Here is a 20,614-nt window from a genome sequence, read left to right on the forward strand (position 1 = left end):
CCAACATGTCTGAACAAAACGCACAAGGCGCTGACGAGGTAGTCGATCTTAATAACGAAATGAAGGCACGCCGCGAGAAGCTGGCTGCACTGCGTGAGCAGGGCATCCCGTTCCCAAATGATTTCCGCCGTGACCGTACCTCTGATCTTCTGCACGCTGACTTTGATAGCAAGGAAGGCGAAGAGCTGGAAGCTCTGAATATCGAAGTATCCGTGGCAGGTCGTATGATGACTCGCCGTATCATGGGTAAAGCTTCTTTCGTTACCCTGCAGGACGTTGGCGGTCGTATTCAGCTGTATGTCGCGCGTGACGATCTGCCGGAAGGCGTCTACAACGAGCAGTTCAAGAAATGGGACCTCGGCGATATCCTGGGTGCCAAAGGTAAATTGTTCAAAACCAAAACCGGTGAACTGTCTATCCATTGCACCGAGCTGCGTCTGCTGACCAAAGCACTGCGCCCGCTGCCGGACAAATTCCACGGTCTGCAGGATCAGGAAGCACGCTATCGTCAGCGTTACCTGGACCTGATCTCTAACGATACGTCGCGCAACACCTTCAAAGTGCGTTCCCAGATCCTCGCGGGTATTCGTGAGTTCATGGTTGGCCGCAACTTCATGGAAGTGGAAACCCCAATGATGCAGGTGATCCCTGGCGGCGCATCTGCCCGTCCGTTCATCACCCATCATAACGCGCTGGACCTGGACATGTACCTGCGTATTGCGCCGGAACTGTACCTGAAGCGTCTGGTGGTTGGCGGTTTCGAACGCGTGTTTGAAATTAACCGTAACTTCCGTAACGAAGGTATTTCTGTTCGCCATAACCCAGAGTTCACCATGATGGAACTCTATATGGCGTACGCGGACTACAAAGACCTGATCGAACTGACTGAATCTCTGTTCCGTACGTTGGCGCAGAACATTCTGGGCAACACCGCGGTGCCTTACGGCGACCAGACTTTCGACTTCGGCAAGCCGTTCGAAAAACTGACCATGCGTGAAGCTATCAAGAAATATCGTCCGGAAACCGACATGGCTGACCTGGATAACTTCGACTCCGCGAAGGCGATTGCTGAAAGCATCGGCGTTCATGTTGAGAAGAGCTGGGGTCTGGGCCGTATCGTGACCGAGATCTTCGAAGAAGTTGCCGAAGCGCATCTGATTCAGCCGACCTTCATCACCGAATACCCAGCAGAAGTTTCTCCGCTGGCGCGTCGTAATGATGAGAACCCGGAAATCACTGACCGCTTTGAGTTCTTCATCGGCGGCCGCGAAATCGGTAACGGCTTCAGCGAGCTGAACGACGCAGAAGATCAGGCGCAGCGTTTCCAGGATCAGGTTAACGCGAAAGAAGCTGGCGATGACGAAGCGATGTTCTACGACGAAGACTACGTCACCGCGCTGGAACATGGTTTGCCGCCAACCGCAGGTCTGGGTATCGGTATCGACCGTATGGTTATGCTGTTCACCAACAGCCATACCATCCGCGACGTGATTCTGTTCCCGGCAATGCGTCCGGTAAAATAATCGCTTCCGCGAAAAGCAAAAACCCGGTATTACCGGGTTTTTTTTCGTCTGTCATTTTGCGCTCAGGCTTGCTTTGCGAAATCGATAAACGCCAGCCGCGCATTCTCATCGTCGGCTTCCATGACCATCCATGGACTAAACGCCCATGGCGTTAGCGTCAGTGCGTCTAGCATGTCGGCAAGGTTGCACCACTGATACTCCATCACTTCATCGTGGTTTGCTAAAACGGCGCTGGTGACGCGTGCGGCATACACCGGGCAGACCTCATTCTCAACGATGCCGTTCGGCGCGACGGCGCGATAGCGGAAATCAGTTGCGACGGGGGTAATATCGGTAATCTCGACGCCCAGCTCAAAGCGGCTGCGGCGGGTAATCGCCTGCTCGAAAGTTTCACCCTGCTGTGGGTGTCCGCACACCGAGTTGGTCCAAACGCCGGGCCAGGCGACCTTACTAAGCGAGCGGCGCGTTACCAGTAATTGGCCGCTTTCGTCGAATAACCAGCAAGAGAAGGCAAGGTGTAGCGGTGTGGAGAGGGTGTGAGCGGCGTACTTCTCCAGAATGCCTGAAGGTTTATCGTGCTCATCGAGCAAAATGACGTGTTCGCCAGTCATGACAACTCCTGAAAATAAAAGATGACCCGGCATAAACCCGCCGGGTCATATACTCAGGCGACCAGCGTAGCCCATAAATGGGGAAAAGGCATTACCAAAACAAGCCCTGGTAACATGTTGGCAACCGAGAGATAGCCAATCCCACTTTCCTGATACCAGCGCTCGCCAATCAACGCGACGGGTGGTTTAGCATCCGTCGTTACCCTGCTATCATAGTGTCCTCAACTATTCATGATCTGAGGATTCGTTTTGCGAGCAGGACGCCAAATTACTTCCCCAATACGCCTGTTGATGTGCCTGGTTATCGGGCTTGTGCTCTCTGGCTGTGCGGGTAATTCGTCTAACTCAGAGGGCAGCTACAGCGGCTCGGTTTACACCGTGAAGCGAGGGGATACGTTGTCGCGTATTTCGCGCATGACCGGTACTAGCGTGCGCGATCTGGCGCGAATGAACGGTATTTCTCCGCCTTACACCATTGAGGTTGGGCAAAAGCTGAAGGTCAGCGGCGCGTCGAAATCATCGGGAAGTAAGAAATCGTCCTCCACCCAGACGGCAAAAGTCACGCCATCATCTGCGGTACCCAAATCGTCCTGGCCTCCTGTCGGACAGCGCTGCTGGCGGTGGCCTGCAAGCGGTAAGGTCATCATGACCTATTCCACCTCGGAAGGGGGCAATAAGGGAATTGATATTGCCGGAACTCGTGGTCAGCCGATTTATGCGGCCGGTGCCGGGAAGGTGGTCTATGTTGGCAACCAGCTACGCGGTTACGGTAATCTGGTGATGATTAAGCATAACGAGGATTACATCACCGCCTATGCCCATAACGATAAGCTGATGGTCAATAACGGCCAAAGCGTGAAGATTGGCCAGCAGATTGCCACCATGGGCAGTTCTGATGCTGACTCTGTAAGTCTCCATTTCCAGATTCGCTATCGGGCGACGGCGATTGATCCGCTGCGTTATCTGCCGCCTCAGGGCAGCAAACCGAAGTGCTAAGCGGTTAATTTACCACCACTTAACACGGTAAAGTCTTGCCAGACGAGGAGTAAGGTTTATAATGCTCCTCGCACACCTTAGCGGGCGTAGTTCAATGGTAGAACGAGAGCTTCCCAAGCTCTATACGAGGGTTCGATTCCCTTCGCCCGCTCCAAACTCAAGTCTTCTGAAGTCTACCAAACTCAATTTTCCCTTGATAAATCAGCAGTTATAGCATTCTATTAGTCTATTGAACTCAATTGTACTCCCCCAGGGTCAAGCTCAATGTGGGGGTATGGATGGGGGTATAATTGTACCCCCTGCTGAGAGGTACCCCCAATGAAGCTGACAGCTCGTCAGGTTGAAACTGCAAAACCTAAAGATAAGCCCTACAAACTCGCTGATGGTGGTGGTCTTTACCTGCTGGTTAATCCCAACGGTAAAAGATACTGGCGTCTCAAATACCGTTCGCTAGGTAAAGAGAAGCTGCTCGCTATTGGCGTTTACCCCGATGTTTCTTTAGCTGAAGCCAGAAATAAGCGTGAGGATGCAAAAAGGACATTAGCGGCTGGCAACGATCCTTCTCTTGAACGGAAAATTGAGAAACTTAGTCGTCAACAAGATGCAGAAAACTCTTTTGAGGCTATCACGCGGGAGTGGTATCAGCGTCGCTATGACCGCTGGTCTGTCTCCTACCGCGAAGAAATGTTGAGAACCTTTGAAAAGGATGTGTTCCCTTATATCGGTCACCGGCCAATCAAAGATATCAAACCGATGGAGTTGCTTGCTGTTCTTTCAAAGATAGAAGTTCGAGGAGCAACTGAGAAGGTCCGTAAGGTTCGCCAGCGTTGTGGAGAGGTCTGGAAGTATGCCGTTGTGACTGGCAGGGCTGAGTACAATCCAGCTCCTGATCTAGCCAGCGCAGTAGCTCCCCATGAGAAAGAGCACTATGCTTTTTTGACCCAGGATGAATTGCCAGAGTTTCTTCAAACTCTGAACACCTACGCAGGTAGTGTACTTGTTAAAATAGCGATGCAATTACTTATTTTGACTGGAGTAAGGCCTGGGGAATTGAGGCAAGCGGAGTGGCAGGAGTTTGATTTTGAGCGGAAGGTTTGGAACGTGCCAGCAGAGCGCATGAAAATGCGCCGCCCTCATCTGGTTCCGTTATCAAGCCAGGTAATTGACTTGCTTAATCAGCTTAAACCCATGACGGGAGCGGGAACGTTGCTGTTCCCAGGACGTAATAATCCAAAGAAACCGGTGAGTGATATGGCATTGACTGTGCTGGTCAGGCGTATCGGCTATGCCGGGCGTGTTACGGGGCATGGATTCCGCCACACGATGAGTACTATTTTGCATGAGCAGGGATTTAACTCAGCTTGGATCGAGCTACAACTGGCTCACGTCGATAAGAACTCAATTCGTGGAACGTATAACCATGCTCAGTATCTAGAGGGAAGGAGGGAGATGATGCAGTGGTATGGCAATCTAATCATTGATTTGAATTCAGCAGTACGGTCAGGCTGACCTGCCCCCACGATTAGATACAACACTCAGTTAGTAACGTCGGAATCTTCATTCTCAGAATGACCCTTTCTCCAGCCCGCTGCAAATTCAGACGGTGTCTGATAATTCAGCGTGGAGTGCGGGCGGCATTCGTTATAATCCTGCCGCCAGTCATTAATAATTTTCCTGGCATGAACGATATCGCTGAACCAGTGCTCATTCAAACATTCATCGCGAAATCGTCCGTTAAAGCTCTCAATAAATCCGTTCTGCGTTGGCTTGCCCGGCTGGATTAAGCGCAACTCAACACCATGCTCAAAGGCCCATTGATCCAGTGCACGGCAAGTGAACTCCGGCCCCTGGTCAGTTCTTATCGTCGCCGGATAGCCTCGAAACAGTGCAATGCTGTCCAGAATACGCGTGACCTGAACGCCTGAAATCCCACAGGCAACAGTGACCGTCAGGCATTCCTTTGTGAAATCATCGACGCAGGTAAGACACTTGATCCTGCGACCGGTGGAAAGTGCGTCCATGACGAAATCCATCGACTAGGTCAGATTGGGCGCCGCCGGACGGAGCAGCGGCAGACGTTCTGTTGCCAGCCCTTTACGACGTCTTCTGCGTTTTACGCCCAGGCCACTGAGGTGATAAAGCCGGTACACGCGCTTATGATTAACATGAAGCCCTTCACGGCGCAGCAACTGCCAAATACGACGGTAGCCAAAACGCCTGCGCTCCAGTGCCAGCTCAGTGATGCGCCCTGATAAATGCGCATCAGCAGCCGGACGGTGAGCCTCATAGCGGCAGGTCGACAGGGATAAACCTGTAAGCCTGCAGGCACGACGTTGCGACAGACCGGTCGCATCACACATCAACATCACGGCTTCCCGCTTCTGGTCTGTCGTCAGTACTTTCGCCCAAGAGCCACCTGAAGCGCCTCTTTATCCAGCATGGCTTCGGCAAGCAGCTTCTTGAGTCTGGTGTTCTCTTCCTCAAGCGACTTCAGGCGCTTAACTTCAGGCACCTCCATACCGCCATACTTCTTACGCCAGGTGTAAAACGTGGCATCGGAAATGGCATGCTTGCGGCAGAGTTCACGGGCGGGTACCCCAGCTTCGGCTTCGCGGAGAATACTGATGATCTGTTCGTCGGAAAAACGCTTCTTCATGGGGATGTCCTCATGTGGCTTATGAAGACATTACTAACATCGGGGTGTACTAATCAACGGGGAGCAGGTCAATCACAGAAGGAAAGCAGACAGAGCTGCGCGGCAAAGCAACAAAGGGAGGATATACTGTATGGAAAATGAAATCTGGGCATCCTACCCCAATTTATGTGGCGGATTTAGACAAAGCTGTTAGGGAATGTCTAAAATAGCGAAGCCATAGCATAGAATTTTTAATGGCATTATGATCAGGACATAAAGGACTTCATGCAGGGAAAAAATATCCCAAAAGAAACTGGTCATGTCAGCACACCAAAGGATCCTCGCCGGATCCTTTGGTTTTTCTCAGCCACAATCGCTTAACGTGAGTTTTCGTTCCACTGAGCGTCAGACCCCTATAATAATTCCTTTCAGACAGGTACCGGTTAAGTGTAGCTGAGTCAGACAAAAAAGCCCCCTGACGGGGGGCAAAAATGTAGCAACGTTGTTTCAGGAAAATCTATCAGGGAAAAGGTAACAGCACGGATACTACCGTCGCATTCAGCCTGCATTGATCATGCGGCGGTGCGCTTCGGCCATGGCCTGATGTGGGCCGGATTGCCCGTTATTCATGAATTCATGGGCAACCGCTGCTCTTTCATGCTCATTCATCGCCGCGTAAGACGTTGACGGGACGGTCGTGGATACCGTGTTATTTCCCATCATCTTCTGATGACTTTCCACCATTTTCTGGTGCGCATCCGCCGAGCCGTTCGTCATGGTTTCATGAGCAATAATGGCCTGTTCATGCTGGTCCATACCGGTCATACGAGGAGCAGTCCCCTGGATCCCGACAGGAGCCGCAGCAGACTGCATCTGGTGAGCAGGAGCCTGTGCATTGTTGACGCGATCATGGATATTCACGGTTTCAGTGGCCCAGGCCGATGAAATTAAACCAAAGCCCAGCAAAGATGCTAATACGATATTTTTCATGATAACTCTCCATTTCTGAATTAGTGATGTCCGGGGAAGTACAACCGGTGTTTTCAGTTCCATAACTGAAACAAGTTCGGCAGCGTTTATTTCTCCGGAAGAGGGCTGGATATTCATTTCCTGGCGTACTCTGACGCCGGGTATTGATGAAGCAATCCAGCCTTCCTGATAAGTTGCACTAATTATATCGAATGGCTTCTGTTTGCTGCATGACAGGCTAATGACATCTTTGTCATTTACATCTTTATTTTCAGCATTGGGTTTCCGGGATCATTTTCTCCAGTCTGGGCACGGATAAGATAAAACGCGTGGAGCGTACGTCTGATTCCACCTGCACTCTTCCGTGATGTGCTTCCACGATTGACTTCACAATCGCAAGGCCGATGCCGCTGCCTTCTCCTTTTCGTTGTCTGGATGGATCCACCCGATAAAAACGGTCAAACAGCCTTGATAAATGTTCTTCAGGGATCGGTTTCCCTGGATTTTCAATCACAAGGTCAAAAAAGCTCTCCTGCTTTCTTATTGAGACGGTGATGGCCTGTCCCTCCGGGGTATAACGCAGGGCATTGGATAACAGATTATTGATCGCTCTTCTGAACATTTGTGGATCTCCCTCAACCAGGCAGGGCATCCCGTTAAATTTGAGCGTGATATTGCGTTCTTCGGCCCAGGCTTCGAAAAACTCGAAGACTTTCATGACTTCTGCTCTGAGGTCAAAACGGACCCTGTCAGGTATAAGCTGGTTATTGTCCGCCTGTGCCAGAAACAGCATGTCGCTGACCATTTTGGTCATCCGGTTATACTCTTCAAGACTGGAGTAGAGGACATCCTCAAGTTCCTTCTGGGTTCGATCCTGACTCAGTGCGATTTCAGTCTGCGTCACCAGATTGGTGATGGGCGTTCTGATCTCATGCGCGATATCGGCAGAGAAATTGGCCTGGCGGGTAAAGACGTCCTCAATCTTTCCAATCATATGATTGAACGAGATAACCAGTTGCTCCAGCTCAATGGGAACGCGTGTCGGTTCCAGCCGCGCATCAAGATTCTCGGAGGTGATGTTTTTAATGGCATTGCTGACATTACGAAGGGGCAGGTGCCCCTGACGGACAGCGATGCGAATGATCAGAACAATCAGCAGGCTTATCACGACGGCGATCGCAATCAGATTTTTTTTCAGCGCATCGAGGTAATGGAGATGGAAATTAATGGAGAGGCCAGTCAGCATGACATAATTCTGCTGTTTGCCCTGAAATATCGCCTGGCCAGAGGAGGCGATAATCCGGTATGTTTCCATCTTCATTTCAGACCCGGTATCCATCGGTCTCGCAGGATCCTCCACCGTCCAGAGAAAGACATCCCGTGCGCGGCTGTGCTCGCTAAAATCTGCGGAATTCACGGCCGGGTGTAGTGCCGCCCCCTGCGCTGAACTAAAGAGCACTTCCCCCCTGGGATTGAGGAGCAAAAGGGCAACGTTGCGGTAGCTGGCAATCGACTCCTTTATTTTGCTTACTTTTTTTTCATCCGGATCCACCGGGGACTGCAGTATACGGTTCAGGGTAGTGCTGATTTGTTGAAGATCGCTGACATCCTGCTCGGCAAAATGATTTTCAACAGAATGCAGCATAAACCAGGTGAAGGCGATAAAAGCCAGTATCGTGGACAGGCTGATAAAAAAGGTCAGCCGCAGGGCGAGTGAGAAAGGGCGCCTGGAAGGTTTGCTATGCATCCGGGGCCTCCAGCATATAGCCCACGCCCCGGACAGTCTGGATCAGCTTTGTCCCGTAATCGTTGTCTATTTTAGCGCGGAGTCGCTTTACGGCGACATCAATCGCGTTAGTGTCGCTGTCAAAATTCATGTCCCAGACCTGAGAGGCAATCAGGGAACGGGGAAGAACCTCGCCCTGATGGCGAATGAAAAATTCCAGCAGGCTGAACTCTTTACTGGTGAGCACAATGCGGTTTCCGGCGCGACTGACTTTTCTGGATACGAGATCCATCGAGAGATCAGCCACCCTAAACTGGCTTTCCGTGATCATCGCGTTTCCCCGCCTCAGAAGGGTTCTCACCCGGGCCAGCAGTTCGGCAAACGCAAAGGGTTTAACCAGATAATCGTCCGCACCCAGTTCCAGTCCTTTGACCCTGTGTTCGATCGTGCCGAGGGCCGTCAGTAGTAAGACCGGCATACCCTTTCCGGCAGTGCGCAGCATGCGGATGATATCCCAGCCGTTCACATCAGGCAGCATGATGTCCAGAATGACTAAATCATACTCGGCTGTCATGGCGAGATGATATCCGGTAAGACCATTATCAGCGTGATCCACTACGAACCCTGCCTCTGTAAGCCCTTTGCTGAGATATTCACCTGTTTTAATTTCGTCTTCGACGATCAATATTTTCATCTTGCTCCCCGTCTGGCTGCTAATGTCATTCTATTGCGCACACGATCGTAATCAACGAATTACCGTAAAAATGACAACATTGTCATTATTCTGTCACCCGACAAACAGAGTGCATTCTGTAAAGTAACCCTGGTAATACTCTGAACTTCATTTGAACCATTTACCAGGTCTGCCTGGACGAGAAGCAATATGTTCAAATTAAAACTACTCAGCATCAGCACAATCTTCATTCTGGCTGGTTGTGTCTCTCTGGCGCCTGAATATCAGCGTCCGGCAGCACCGGTACCCCAGCAGTTTTCACTGTCCCGTAACAGCCTGACGCCAGCGGTGAATGGCTATCAGGATACGGGCTGGCGTAACTTTTTTGTCGATCCCCAGGTCACCCGGCTGATTACTGAAGCCCTGACTAATAACCGTGATTTGAGAATGGCTGCACTGAAGGTTGAAGAGGCCCGGGCCCAGTTCAACGTCACGGATGCAGATCGTTATCCCCAGCTGAATGCCTCATCCGGGATCACATACAGCGGTGGTCTGAAAGGTGACAAGCCGACCACACAGGAGTACGACGCAGGTCTGGAGTTCAGTTATGAGCTCGATTTTTTCGGCAAACTTAAGAACATGAGTGATGCTGATCGCCAGAACTACTTTGCCAGCGAAGAAGCCCGTCGGGCCGTACACATCCTGCTGGTATCCAACGTTTCACAAAGCTATTTCAGCCAGCAACTGGCGTACGAACAACTTCGTATTGCGCGGGAAACGCTGAAAAATTATCAACAGTCCTATGCTTTCGTTGAGCAGCAGCTCGTGACCGGGAGTACGAACGTTCTGGCACTTGAACAGGCGCGAGGACAAATCGAAAGTACCCGCGCCGAAATAGCCAAACGAGAAGGCGATCTGGCTCAGGCAAACAATGCCCTGCAACTGGTGCTGGGAACGTACCGCGCACTTCCGTCAGAAAAAGGGATGAAAGGCGGGGAGATAGCCCCAGTAAAATTGCCACCAAATCTGTCTTCACAAATTTTGCTGCAGCGACCGGATATTATGGAAGCGGAATATCAGCTGAAAGCGGCTGATGCCAATATTGGCGCAGCGCGAGCGGCCTTTTTCCCCTCAATTACCCTGACCAGTGGTCTTTCCGCAAGCAGTACGGAGCTGTCCAGCCTGTTTACGTCAGGAAGTGGAATGTGGAATTTTATCCCTAAAATTGAAATTCCTATATTTAATGCTGGCAGGAATAAAGCCAATCTGAAGCTGGCTGAAATTCGCCAGCAACAGTCGGTGGTTAATTACGAACAAAAAATTCAGTCAGCCTTTAAGGATGTTTCCGACACGCTTGCGCTGCGCGACAGCCTTAGCCAGCAACTTGAGTCACAGCAGCGTTATCTTGATTCACTTCAGATAACTCTCCAGCGTGCCAGAGGATTATATTCCAGTGGTGCTGTCAGTTACATTGAAGTGCTGGATGCAGAGCGTTCTCTCTTCGCTACGCAGCAAACCATTCTCGATCTTACCTATTCCCGGCAGGTTAACGAAATTAATCTGTTTACCGCACTGGGTGGCGGTTGGGTAGAGTAAATTTATTTCATTAATCAGGAAATTTAAAATGCGTAATTCACTTAAAGCCGTTTTATTTGGTGCCTTCTCTGTCATGTTTTCTGCCGGTCTTCATGCTGAAACACATCAGCATGGCGATATGAATACTGCCAGTGATGCTTCGGTACAGCAGGTTATCAAGGGCACCGGTGTCGTTAAAGAAATTGATATAAATAGTAAAAAGATCACCATTTCGCACGAAGCAATCCCTGCGGTGGGCTGGCCTGCAATGACCATGCGCTTCACTTTTGTTAATGCAGACGACGCTATCAATGCCCTGAAAACCGGCAACCATGTCGATTTCTCGTTTATTCAGCAGGGTAATATTTCTTTACTTAAAAGCATTAACGTGACGCAGTCCTGATTGGCTGTCCGGAGCGATTACATCCTGTGCGCCTGTACATTCACATAGGTATATGTGTGAGTTAACCGTCAGGTGCATATGCCAGGTGTTTTGATTTTTTAGCGGAAAATTGTATGGCTTCTTTAAAGATAAAATATGCTGCAATAATTATCAGCAGCCTCATAGCAGGGGGGCTGATATCGGTTACTGCCTGGCAGTATGTAAACTCAGCACAAAAGACAGAAAAAACAGAACAAAAGGCACCGGAACGAAAGGTGCTTTTCTGGTATGACCCAATGAAACCGGATACCAAATTTGATAAACCCGGAAAATCGCCCTTTATGGATATGGACCTGGTGCCAAAATATGCTGATGACAGTGGCGATAAAAGCAGTGGCGGGATCCGTATCGACCCAACCCAGGTTCAGAATCTGGGATTAAAAACGCAAAAAGTCACGCGAGGAATGCTGAATTATTCTCAGACAATCCCGGCTAATGTCAGCTATAACGAGTATCAGTTTGTTATTGTGCAGGCGCGTTCTGACGGGTTTGTCGAAAAAGTCTACCCCATGACGATTGGCGATCATGTGAAGAAGGGGACGCCACTTATCGATATTACCATTCCGGACTGGGTGGAAGCACAGAGTGAATTCCTTCTGTTATCCAGCACCGGTGGTACTTCCACGCAAATTAAAGGCGTTCTGGAACGGCTTCGCCTGGCAGGTATGCCGGAAGAGGATATTCAGAGACTGCGTTCTACCCGGAGCATTCAGACCCGTTTTACCATTAAAGCACCTATTGATGGTGTCATTACTGCATTTGACCTGCGCACCGGCATGAATATTTCGAAAGATAAGGTGGTGGCTCAGATTCAGGGAATGGACCCGGTCTGGATCAGCGCTGCAGTGCCAGAATCTATCGCCTATCTGCTGAAAGATACGTCGCAGTTTGAAATTTCGGTACCGGCTTATCCGGATAAAACATTCCATGTCGAAAAATGGAATATTCTTCCCAGCGTGGATCAGACAACCCGTACGCTTCAGGTCCGTCTCCAGGTTTCTAATAAGGATGAGTTTCTCAAGCCGGGCATGAATGCCTATCTGAAACTGAATACCAGAAGCCAGGAGATGCTGCTGATACCAAGCCAGGCCGTTATCGATACCGGCAAAGAACAGCGCGTGATTACTGTTGATGATGAAGGCAAGTTTGTGCCGAAACAGATCCACGTTCTGCATGAGTCACAGCAACAGTCCGGCATCGGCTCCGGCCTGAATGAAGGCGATACCGTGGTGGTCAGTGGCCTGTTCCTCATTGACTCTGAAGCCAATATTACGGGCGCACTGGAACGTATGCGCCACCCTGAAAAAACAGAAAGCAGTATGCCAGCAATGTCTGACCAGCCTGTAAATATGCATTCAGGGCACTGAGGAGACGACGATGATTGAATGGATTATCCGGCGCTCTGTCGCCAACCGTTTCCTGGTCATGATGGGGGCCCTGTTTCTCAGCATCTGGGGCACATGGACGATTATTAACACGCCTGTCGATGCCTTGCCTGACCTGTCAGATGTGCAGGTCATTATCAAAACCAGCTATCCCGGCCAGGCCCCGCAGATTGTAGAAAACCAGGTCACCTATCCACTTACCACCACCATGCTGTCCGTGCCTGGCGCAAAAACCGTGCGTGGTTTTTCACAGTTCGGTGATTCGTATGTGTATGTCATTTTTGAAGACGGCACCGATCTGTACTGGGCCCGTTCCCGCGTGCTGGAGTACCTGAACCAGGTACAGGGAAAACTGCCCGCCGGTGTGAGTTCTGAAATCGGTCCGGACGCCACGGGGGTGGGCTGGATATTTGAATATGCCCTTGTCGATCGCAGCGGAAAACACGACCTTTCAGAACTGCGTTCTCTGCAGGACTGGTTCCTGAAATTTGAGCTGAAAACCATCCCGAACGTGGCTGAGGTCGCTTCGGTTGGCGGCGTGGTGAAACAGTACCAGATTCAGGTCAATCCGGTAAAACTGTCTCAGTATGGTATCAGCCTGCCCGAAGTGAAACAGGCCCTTGAATCGTCTAACCAGGAGGCCGGTGGCTCATCCGTTGAAATGGCCGAAGCTGAGTATATGGTCCGTGCCAGCGGTTATCTTCAGAGCATTGATGATTTTAATAACATCGTCCTGAAAACAGGCGAGAACGGCGTGCCGGTTTATCTGCGGGATGTTGCCCGCGTGCAGACCGGGCCTGAAATGCGGCGTGGTATTGCCGAGCTGAACGGCCAGGGCGAAGTCGCTGGCGGCGTGGTGATCCTGCGGTCGGGTAAAAATGCACGCGACGTTATCACGGCAGTGAGGGATAAACTTGAGACGCTGAAGGCCAGCCTGCCGGAAGGCGTTGAAATCGTGACCACCTACGATCGCAGCCAGCTCATCGACCGGGCGATTGATAACCTCAGTTCCAAACTTCTGGAAGAGTTTATCGTGGTGGCCATCGTCTGTGCCCTGTTCCTGTGGCACGTACGTTCTGCCCTGGTGGCGATTATCTCTCTGCCGCTTGGTCTGTGTATCGCCTTTATCGTCATGCACTTCCAGGGACTGAACGCCAATATCATGTCGCTGGGAGGGATAGCGATTGCCGTCGGTGCGATGGTGGATGCCGCCATTGTGATGATTGAGAATGCGCATAAGCGGCTTGAGGAGTGGGATCATCAGCATCCTGGTGAGCAGATTGACAACGCCACCCGCTGGAAGGTGATTACCGATGCCTCCGTTGAAGTGGGACCCGCACTGTTTATCAGCCTGCTGATCATCACCCTGTCCTTTATTCCTATCTTTACCCTGGAAGGTCAGGAAGGACGTCTGTTTGGCCCGCTGGCATTCACGAAAACGTACTCCATGGCGGGCGCGGCCGCGCTGGCCATCATCGTCATTCCGATTCTGATGGGATTCTGGATCCGGGGGAAAATTCCTGCAGAGACCAGTAACCCCCTGAACCGGGTACTGATCAAAGCGTATCATCCATTGCTGTTGCGGGTTCTCCACTGGCCAAAAACAACCCTGCTGGTTGCGGCCTTGTCCATTTTCACCGTTATCTGGCCGCTGAGCCAGGTGGGCGGTGAGTTTCTGCCGAAGATTAACGAGGGCGACCTGTTGTATATGCCGTCGACCCTGCCGGGTGTCTCTCCGGCTGAAGCTGCAGCGCTCCTGCAGACGACGGACAAGTTAATCAAAAGCGTTCCTGAAGTGGCCTCTGTATTTGGCAAGACCGGTAAAGCAGAGACCGCCACGGATTCCGCACCGCTCGAAATGGTTGAAACCACGATCCAGCTCAAACCTGAGGATCAGTGGCGTCCAGGCATGACGATTGACAAGATTATTGAAGAACTCGACAGGACCGTCCGTTTACCGGGGCTGGCAAACCTCTGGGTGCCGCCAATCCGTAACCGTATTGATATGCTCTCAACCGGGATCAAAAGCCCGATAGGTATCAAGGTGTCCGGAACGGTTCTGTCCGATATCGATGCAACGGCGCAGAGTATCGAAGCGGTCGCCAAAACCGTACCCGGCGTAGTGTCTGCTCTCGCAGAGCGACTGGAAGGCGGGCGCTACATTGATGTGGATATCAACCGGGAAAAAGCCTCCCGCTACGGAATGACGGTGGGCGATGTGCAGCTGTTCATCTCATCAGCCATCGGTGGGGCTATGGTGGGTGAGACGGTTGAAGGCGTGGCCCGGTACCCGATTAATATCCGCTATCCGCAGGATTACCGGAACAGCCCGCAGGCCCTGAAACAGATGCCGATCCTGACCCCGATGAAGCAGCAGATCACGCTGGGCGATGTTGCGGATATTAAGGTCGTTTCCGGGCCGACTATGCTGAAAACGGAAAATGCCCGTCCAGCCAGCTGGATTTACATTGACGCGCGCGGCAGGGATATGGTGTCGGTGGTTAATGACATTAAAACGGCGATCAGTCAGAAAGTGAAACTGAGACCGGGTACCAGCGTGTCATTCTCCGGACAGTTTGAACTGCTTGAGCATGCCAACAAGAAACTGAAGCTGATGGTGCCGATGACGGTGATGATCATCTTCATCCTGTTGTATCTGGCATTCCGCCGGGTTGATGAAGCCCTGCTGATCCTGATGAGCCTGCCGTTCGCCCTGGTTGGCGGGATATGGTTCCTGTACTGGCAGGGCTTCCATATGTCTGTCGCAACCGGAACGGGGTTTATCGCTCTGGCCGGGGTGGCAGCAGAGTTTGGCGTGGTCATGCTGATGTATCTGCGTCATGCCATTGAAGCGCACCCGGAATTGTCCCGTAAAGAGACGTTCACACCGGAAGGCCTTGATGAAGCCCTCTATCATGGTGCCGTACTGCGTGTCCGGCCGAAAGCCATGACCGTGGCGGTGATCATTGCGGGTCTGCTGCCAATACTCTGGGGAACCGGTGCAGGTTCAGAAGTCATGAGCCGTATCGCGGCACCCATGATTGGTGGGATGATCACGGCTCCGCTGCTGTCCCTGTTCATTATTCCTGCCGCCTACAAATTAATCTGGCTGCGCAGACATAAAAAAAGCGTGTCCTGAACCTGAAAGGGCACCCCCTGTGGGTGTCCTTCTTTACTGATTCACCCTGACGTCAGGGTTTAAATCGATAATATACAGAGGTGAGTATGAAAAAAGTGGTTCTGATGGCGCTGGCTCTCGGCCTTTCACTGCCCGCGATGGCGAGTGAAAAAGTGATTGATATGTACAAATCTGAAAACTGTGGCTGTTGTTCCCTGTGGGGCAAGGCGATGGAAAAAGACGGGTTTGAAGTACGAACTCACGTCATGAATGATCAGGCGCTGTCAGCCCTGAAAGAAAAGCATGCTATTCCTGCAGGACTGCGAAGTTGTCATACCGCGGTTGCCGGTAATTTGATCATTGAAGGCCATGTGCCTGCGACAACGATACATAAGGCAATGCAGTCTGGTTCAGGTATATACGGTCTCGCCACCCCCGGTATGCCAGCAGGAAGTCCTGGAATGGAGATGGGAGCCCGAAAAGAGGCTTACGATGTTATCGCATTCTCACCGGATGGAAGTAAAAAAGTCTTCCAGCGAATCGAATAGTCAGCGGAACGGCTGATAACGGGACGCCGGCAGCAGGCACTCTTATGCCGGCGGCATTCGTGGTAATCGCATCCATGACATACCCTGAAGACAGAAGATGCTTCGGTATGCATAAGGAGAGTTACTGTGAAAAATGACAATGCAGTGCAACACAACAACCAGACTGCTTCTGAGCAGACATTATCCCCGGACGAGGGCCACGTATTGCATAAGGTGAGAGATCCCGTGTGCGGGATGGACATCCTGCCCGACAGGGCGCACAGCAGCATTCGATACCAGGACCATCAACTTTATTTCTGCTCCGCCAGCTGTGAGAGTAAATTTAAAGCCCATCCCGATCGTTATCTTACCGAAGATGCCAGTGAACATTCCCATCACCATCACCATCACCACGATCATCACGAAGTCAGCCCTGATCAGATAAAACAGCCTCACCACCAGGCGGAGAAAGAGAATTCTGAAGGTGTGTGGACATGTCCGATGCACCCGGAGATACGCCGCAGTGGTCCCGGAAGCTGTCCTGTCTGTGGAATGGCACTGGAGCCGCTCGTAGCTACGGCATCCACGGGGCCAAGTGATGAACTTCGCGACATGACAAGACGCTTCTGGCTGGGGTTGTTGCTGGCGTTTCCGGTTCTGGTACTCGAAATGGGATCTCATCTGTTTCCCGCCTTGAGGAATACAGTACCGCCACAGCACAACACATGGCTGCAGCTGCTTCTGGCCTCTCCTGTCGTGTTGTGGTGTGGCTGGCCATTCTTCGCCCGGGCCGGAATGTCGTTACGTAACCGCTCCCTGAATATGTTTACCCTTGTTGCAATGGGCACCGGCGTAGCCTGGGTGTACAGCGTCATTGCAACCGTCTTCCCCTCCTGGTTTCCTGCATCGTTCAGAAACATGGATGGCCTGGTGGCCGTTTATTTTGAAGCCGCAGCAGTTATTACGGTGCTTGTTCTGCTGGGACAGGTTCTTGAGCTGCGGGCACGGGAACAAACCTCAGGTGCCATTACTGCACTACTGAATCTTGCCCCCAAAACCGCCAGGCGGCTGGATCATGACGGTCATGAAACGGATATTAATGCGGAAGATGTTCTGCCTGGCGATAAGCTCCGCATCAGACCAGGAGAGAGTATTCCGGTCGACGGTATTGTGATCGAAGGCAAAACAACCGTTGATGAATCGATGGTGACCGGGGAATCTATGCCGGTTACCAAAACGGAGGGTGACCCTGTCATCGGGGGGACCATTAATCAGACAGGGAGTCTCATCATCCGTGCAGAGAAAGTCGGTGATGAAACAATGCTCTCACGAATTGTTCAGATGGTCGCTGATGCACAGCGTTCGCGTGCCCCCATCCAGAGAATGGCTGACAGCGTTTCAGGCTGGTTTGTTCCTCTGGTGATACTTATCGCGGTTGTTGCTTTCGTGATCTGGTCTGTCTGGGGGCCCGAGCCCAGGATGGCGCACGGTCTCATTGCGGCTGTGTCGGTCCTGATTATTGCCTGTCCCTGCGCGCTGGGGCTGGCCACGCCGATGTCGATAATGGTGGGGGTGGGCAAAGGAGCCCAGGCCGGGGTGTTAATCAGGAATGCCGAAGCCCTTGAGCGTCTTGAAAAAGTGGACACGCTGGTTGTCGACAAAACAGGCACGCTCACGGAAGGTTCGCCTACGGTGACAGGGATTATCAGTCTCAATCCGGGTGGGGAAACATCTCTTTTGCGTGTAACAGCCGCAGTGGAAAAAGGCTCGCAGCATCCGCTGGGTATGGCAGTAGTTAAAGCAGCACAGGAAAAGGGGATCGCAATACCCGCAGTCACTCATTTCGATGCACCGTCGGGTAAAGGTGTCTCAGGCGATGTCGAAGGTCAACGGGTTGTTATTGGTAATGAACTGGCTATGCAGGAAAACAGTATCGTTATTGATAATCAAAAGGCCGTTGCGGATACGTTGCGGATGGAAGGCGCTACCGTTATCTATGTGGCCACAGACGGGGACCTTGCAGGCCTGATAGCTATCTCGGATCCCGTGAAAACAACCACGCCGGATGCGCTTAAAGCTTTGCGTCAGGCGGGGATCCGCATTGTTATGCTCACCGGGGATAACCAGCTTACTGCTGAAGCAGTCGCACGGAAACTGGGAATAGATGAGGTTGAAGCCGGAATTCTGCCGGATGGCAAAAAAGCAGTGATAACCCGACTGAAAGAGTCTGGCCATGTGGTTGCGATGGCCGGAGACGGTGTGAATGATGCCCCGGCGCTGGCAGCGGCTGACGTGGGTATAGCCATGGGAACGGGTACAGATGTGGCAATTGAAAGTGCCGGAGTCACCCTTCTCAAAGGCGACTTGATGATACTGAACAGGGCCCGTCATCTGTCAGAGATCACCATGAAAAATATCCGTCAGAATCTGTTTTTTGCATTTATCTACAACGCACTTGGCGTGCCTGTGGCTGCAGGTCTGCTTTATCCTGTGTATGGAATACTGCTGTCGCCAGTTATTGCGGCGGCGGCCATGGCTCTTTCCTCCGTCAGCGTCATTGTGAATGCGTTGCGTCTGAAAAGTGTCAGGCTCGGGAAATAACACTGAGTGAAGGGTCAGTTACGAACAGAAGGAGTCCAGTATGAAAAGTACCACCTATGCGCTTATTGCTGTCGCCGCGATCGCGGCATTTGCCCTCCTGCGCGAACACTGGTCACATGTGGCAGGTTACTGGCCATATCTGTTATTGCTGGTCTGCCCGCTAATGCATCTTTTCCACGGCCACGGAGGGCATGGAGATCATCAACATCACGGAAGTGAAAACGATAAAAAAAATTAATCCGGCAGACGGGGCCGCGTCGCGGTCCCGTTATCAGTCCAGGTATCGTTCGTAGTCTCTGGCATGCGCAAAGGCATGCTGTTCGAGTTTGTTATCAGCGGGTGCCGCTGCCCGGAACGCCAGAGAGTTAACAGGGTTGTTATTGATGACCAGCTCGTAATGCAGATGAGGACCGGATGAACGTCCGCTGTTACCGGATAACGCAATAGCACCTCCCCGTGTAACCCTGGCCCCTTTAGTAACGAGTATTTTATTGAGGTGGAGATAGCGAGTTTTAACACCGGCTTTTCCCGTTACTTCAACAAAATATCCCATGGTACTGTTGTATTCGGCCCGGGTGATTTTTCCGTCGATGACGCTGACTATTTTCGTGTTCATGGGCATGGAATAATCAATGCCATTATGGGGACTCACTTTTCCCGATACCGGGTTAAGTCTTGCAGGATTGAAAGGCGAACTGAGTCTTGCTGTGGCCGGTAACGGATAATCGAGACTGCCTTTCCCGGAAGTATCGGAAAGGTTATAGAACTTTTTATCTGATATACGATACGCCGTGTAATTAAATGAACCGGACGTAAATTTATAGGCCACGACACGTGATTTTCCCGCTTTCTTTTGCAGTACGAGTTTTAATGATTCATTTTTTTTCAAATGCCGCAGATTAAACCGGGAAGGCAAGGAGCGCTGAAGAGTAGCGATCTCGTTCGATTCCAGCCCCGAGCGGGTGGCTGAAAGGTAGGCATTTTCTTTTACGACATCGGTAGAATACATTTACTGGAATTCGCCGTTAGCATGAACACTGCGGCGTATGCTAGGGGTTTTCAGGAGGCGTGTCATCTGTCAGTTAATCGGGAGCACCGTTGATGGTCGTCATTTTTGTAACATATCTTGTTTCCCGTTTGCTCCTGAAGCTCTGGGAACTGTATGACCAGCCCGACGGTGATGATTAACGGGACTGAAACAGGTTACGGCAGAGCAATATGGGGCTCATGTCCTGCTACGTAACCCGTCAGTAAAGCCCTGCTGCGCACCTGACGCTAAGCACTAACCCGCCTGCAGTTACCTGGTCGAATACAGCCCGCGAAGCTTTCTTGCCTGCGTCTGATGTGCTTCCGCACCGGCATTATTGACCTGCTCATGCACGAGAGCGGCTTTTTCTCCGGCATTCAGTTCGTTAAAAGAAGAAGACGAGGTCTTTGAATTTGCATCACTGCCGGACAGCATTTTTTTATGTTCCTCAATCATTTTCTGATGCGCATAGGACGCGCTGTTGTTCATAAATGAATGAGCAACAATGGCCCTTTCATGTTCATTCATTTCAGAGAATGAGGGCGTGTTGTTTTTATTAACCCTGTCCGGTAAGTTTTCATGCGTCGAGGAATTCACATGACTGACGGCTGAGGCATTATTAACAAATCGATGTGCTTCATGGGCAATATCACTGGACTGAGCAAAAGCTGCCCCACAAAATAAAGCTGTAAACGCAGTGGTCGTGATTAATATATTCATGTGTAATTACCTTCTGAGGTACATAAAAGATGTCCTTATGATCATATATAAAAATAATCAACCTGTGGGGAAGATGACGTAAATGT

Annotated in this window: 16 protein-coding genes, 1 tRNA gene and 1 pseudogene; 11 read left to right on the plus strand and 7 right to left on the minus strand. The window is 51.3% G+C overall.

Features of this window, described 5'->3' with window-relative positions; genetic code table 11:
- Window positions 1-5 precede the first annotated feature (5 nt).
- Complete coding sequence (lysS, locus tag LZ634_RS14975) at window positions 6-1,523, plus strand: lysine--tRNA ligase (RefSeq protein WP_234506728.1); 1,518 nt, start codon at window positions 6-8, stop codon at window positions 1,521-1,523.
- 62 nt (window positions 1,524-1,585) lie between these two features.
- Here lysS and idi read toward each other — a convergent pair whose 3' ends face one another.
- Window positions 1,586-2,134 carry an isopentenyl-diphosphate Delta-isomerase gene (gene idi, locus LZ634_RS14980; RefSeq protein ID WP_234506730.1) on the minus strand — a complete coding sequence of 183 codons (549 nt, stop codon included), beginning with the start codon at window positions 2,132-2,134 and terminating at the stop codon, window positions 1,586-1,588.
- A gap of 249 nt (window positions 2,135-2,383) precedes the next feature.
- Between idi and actS the strand changes: the two genes are divergently transcribed.
- The 3 genes from actS (at window position 2,384) to LZ634_RS14995 (ending at window position 4,639) form a co-directional block, all read left to right on the plus strand.
- A complete protein-coding gene (gene actS / locus LZ634_RS14985; RefSeq protein ID WP_414467745.1) occupies window positions 2,384-3,130 on the plus strand; it encodes an amidase activator ActS in 747 nt (248 codons plus the stop codon).
- An 80-nt stretch (window positions 3,131-3,210) separates the two neighbouring features.
- A tRNA-Gly gene (locus tag LZ634_RS14990) sits at window positions 3,211-3,284 on the plus strand.
- 164 nt (window positions 3,285-3,448) lie between these two features.
- Window positions 3,449-4,639 carry a tyrosine-type recombinase/integrase gene (locus LZ634_RS14995; protein ID WP_234506733.1) on the plus strand — a complete coding sequence of 397 codons (1,191 nt, stop codon included), beginning with the start codon at window positions 3,449-3,451 and terminating at the stop codon, window positions 4,637-4,639.
- A 26-nt stretch (window positions 4,640-4,665) separates the two neighbouring features.
- Here the strand turns inward: LZ634_RS14995 and LZ634_RS15000 are convergent.
- From LZ634_RS15000 to silR, 4 genes and pseudogenes are all read right to left on the minus strand, one after another.
- A pseudogene (locus tag LZ634_RS15000) lies at window positions 4,666-5,786 on the minus strand (IS3-like element ISSen4 family transposase).
- 537 nt (window positions 5,787-6,323) lie between these two features.
- Window positions 6,324-6,755, minus strand: coding sequence for a silver-binding protein SilE (gene silE / locus LZ634_RS15005; protein ID WP_000790483.1), 432 nt, complete (start codon window positions 6,753-6,755; stop codon window positions 6,324-6,326).
- A gap of 250 nt (window positions 6,756-7,005) precedes the next feature.
- On the minus strand, window positions 7,006-8,481 hold the full coding sequence (gene silS / locus LZ634_RS15010) for a copper/silver sensor histidine kinase SilS (protein WP_032433718.1): 1,476 nt from the start codon (window positions 8,479-8,481) through the stop codon (window positions 7,006-7,008).
- A complete protein-coding gene (silR, locus tag LZ634_RS15015; protein WP_038633715.1) occupies window positions 8,474-9,154 on the minus strand; it encodes a copper/silver response regulator transcription factor SilR in 681 nt (226 codons plus the stop codon). The genes silS and silR overlap by 8 nt, the downstream gene beginning before the upstream one ends.
- 189 nt (window positions 9,155-9,343) lie before the next feature.
- Between silR and silC the strand changes: the two genes are divergently transcribed.
- From silC to LZ634_RS15050, 7 genes are all read left to right on the plus strand, one after another.
- Window positions 9,344-10,729 carry a Cu(+)/Ag(+) efflux RND transporter outer membrane channel SilC gene (silC, locus tag LZ634_RS15020; RefSeq protein WP_038633711.1) on the plus strand — a complete coding sequence of 462 codons (1,386 nt, stop codon included), beginning with the start codon at window positions 9,344-9,346 and terminating at the stop codon, window positions 10,727-10,729.
- Between the two features lie 28 nt (window positions 10,730-10,757).
- Window positions 10,758-11,111 carry a cation efflux system protein CusF gene (gene cusF, locus LZ634_RS15025; RefSeq protein WP_008786772.1) on the plus strand — a complete coding sequence of 118 codons (354 nt, stop codon included), beginning with the start codon at window positions 10,758-10,760 and terminating at the stop codon, window positions 11,109-11,111.
- 113 nt (window positions 11,112-11,224) lie between these two features.
- Entirely contained in the window at window positions 11,225-12,517 is a 1,293-nt protein-coding gene (silB, locus tag LZ634_RS15030; protein WP_000157620.1) for a Cu(+)/Ag(+) efflux RND transporter periplasmic adaptor subunit SilB, read from the plus strand.
- Window positions 12,518-12,527: 10 nt separating this feature from the next.
- On the plus strand, window positions 12,528-15,674 hold the full coding sequence (gene silA / locus LZ634_RS15035; RefSeq protein ID WP_032620969.1) for a Cu(+)/Ag(+) efflux RND transporter permease subunit SilA: 3,147 nt from the start codon (window positions 12,528-12,530) through the stop codon (window positions 15,672-15,674).
- A gap of 86 nt (window positions 15,675-15,760) precedes the next feature.
- On the plus strand, window positions 15,761-16,201 hold the full coding sequence (locus tag LZ634_RS15040; protein WP_000758228.1) for a DUF411 domain-containing protein: 441 nt from the start codon (window positions 15,761-15,763) through the stop codon (window positions 16,199-16,201).
- A gap of 126 nt (window positions 16,202-16,327) precedes the next feature.
- Window positions 16,328-18,781: an Ag(+)-translocating P-type ATPase SilP gene (gene silP, locus LZ634_RS15045; RefSeq protein WP_038633697.1), complete on the plus strand. Its 2,454-nt coding sequence runs from the start codon at window positions 16,328-16,330 to the stop codon at window positions 18,779-18,781.
- Window positions 18,782-18,821: 40 nt separating this feature from the next.
- A complete protein-coding gene (locus LZ634_RS15050) occupies window positions 18,822-19,019 on the plus strand; it encodes a DUF2933 domain-containing protein (protein ID WP_000843494.1) in 198 nt (65 codons plus the stop codon).
- 33 nt (window positions 19,020-19,052) lie between these two features.
- On the opposite strand, the gene LZ634_RS15055 is transcribed toward LZ634_RS15050, so the two are convergent.
- Together LZ634_RS15055 and LZ634_RS15060 are read right to left on the minus strand one after the other, a co-directional pair.
- The gene (locus LZ634_RS15055) at window positions 19,053-19,790 is read right to left on the minus strand and encodes a peptidoglycan DD-metalloendopeptidase family protein (RefSeq protein ID WP_000287501.1); all 738 of its coding nucleotides are present in this window, start codon (window positions 19,788-19,790) and stop codon (window positions 19,053-19,055) included.
- Window positions 19,791-20,078: 288 nt separating this feature from the next.
- Window positions 20,079-20,528: a copper resistance protein gene (locus LZ634_RS15060; RefSeq protein ID WP_001023257.1), complete on the minus strand. Its 450-nt coding sequence runs from the start codon at window positions 20,526-20,528 to the stop codon at window positions 20,079-20,081.
- Window positions 20,529-20,614 lie beyond the last annotated feature (86 nt).

The organism is Kluyvera intermedia, assembly GCF_021440345.1.
GTDB classification, from domain to species: Bacteria; Pseudomonadota; Gammaproteobacteria; order Enterobacterales; family Enterobacteriaceae; genus Kluyvera; species Kluyvera intermedia_A.